The following is a 1,057-nucleotide window of genomic DNA, read 5'->3' on the forward strand; positions in this document are numbered from 1 at the left end:
TTAGAGCCGCTGCCGACCATGTTGAGTCGACCTGGGTTTTCAGGCGCGGGCTGATCTGATTCCCTGTCGGTTTTCGACAGGAGGGTCGATGTCGTCGCCGTTATCGTCCGATCTGCGCGAGCGCGTCGTGCACGCCGTAGAGGAAGGGTCCTCGCGTCGTGGCGCAGCGCGGCGCTTCGGGGTCAGCGCATCCAGCGCCATCCGCTGGCAGGAAAGCTTCGTGCAGGAGGGGCGGGTCACAGCCAAGCCACAAGGCGGCGACCGGCGCTCGCAGCATGTCGAGGCGCACGCGGACCTGATCCTGAGCCTCTACGAGGCGCAGCCGACGATCTTCCTGTCGGAGTTGCAGAGCCTGCTGGCCGAGCGGGGCGTCGCGACGAGCGAGAGCGGCCTGTCGCGCTTCTTCAAACGTCACGGGATCACGCGTAAAAAAACACAGGCCACGCGGCCGAGCAGGATCGGTCCGACGTGAGAGCCGAGCGCGAGGACTGGTTCGAGGCCCAGGACGAACTCGATCCCGACACCCTGGTCTTCCTCGACGAGACCGCGGCGACCACGGCCATGGCGCGCCGCTACGGCCGCGCCCCACGTGGCGAGCGTTGTCGCGTCGGCGTCCCACAGGGGCACTGGAAAACCACGACCATCACGGCCGCGCTGCGCACCAGCGGCCTGGTCGCCACGACGATGTTCGACGGAGCGACGAACGGCGAGCGCTTCCGGGCCTACGTGACCGACATCCTGGTTCCGGCCCTGAGGCCAGGCGACACGGTGATCCTGGACAACCTTCCGGCGCACAAGGTCGCGGGCGTGCGCAAGGCCGTCCAGGCCGCCGGTGCGCGGCTGCTTTACCTGCCGCCCTACTCGCCCGATCTCAACCCGATCGAGCAGGCGTTCGCCAAGCTGAAGGCGCTCCTCCGCACCGCCGCAGCGCGAACCATCACAGACCTCAGGCAGGCGATCCGGAAAGCGTTCGCCGCTTTCACCCCTACCGAATGTCGCAACTATCTCGCCGCCGCTGGATACGATGCATACGATCCAGCATGATCGGCAGCGGCTC

1 protein-coding gene is annotated in these 1,057 nt (G+C 67.3%); it reads left to right on the plus strand.

From position 1 onward, the window contains the following. The first annotated feature begins 88 nt into the window (after positions 1-88). Positions 89-1,044 (plus strand): IS630 family transposase gene (locus MHA02_RS21835; protein ID WP_147082681.1). Its coding sequence is split into 2 segments (ribosomal slippage): positions 89-428 and positions 428-1,044, totalling 957 coding nucleotides; the frame shifts between segments, so codons are not numbered across the junction. Positions 1,045-1,057 lie beyond the last annotated feature (13 nt).

The sequence above is a fragment of the Methylobacterium haplocladii genome (assembly GCF_007992175.1).
Lineage (GTDB): Bacteria > Pseudomonadota > Alphaproteobacteria > Rhizobiales > Beijerinckiaceae > Methylobacterium > Methylobacterium haplocladii.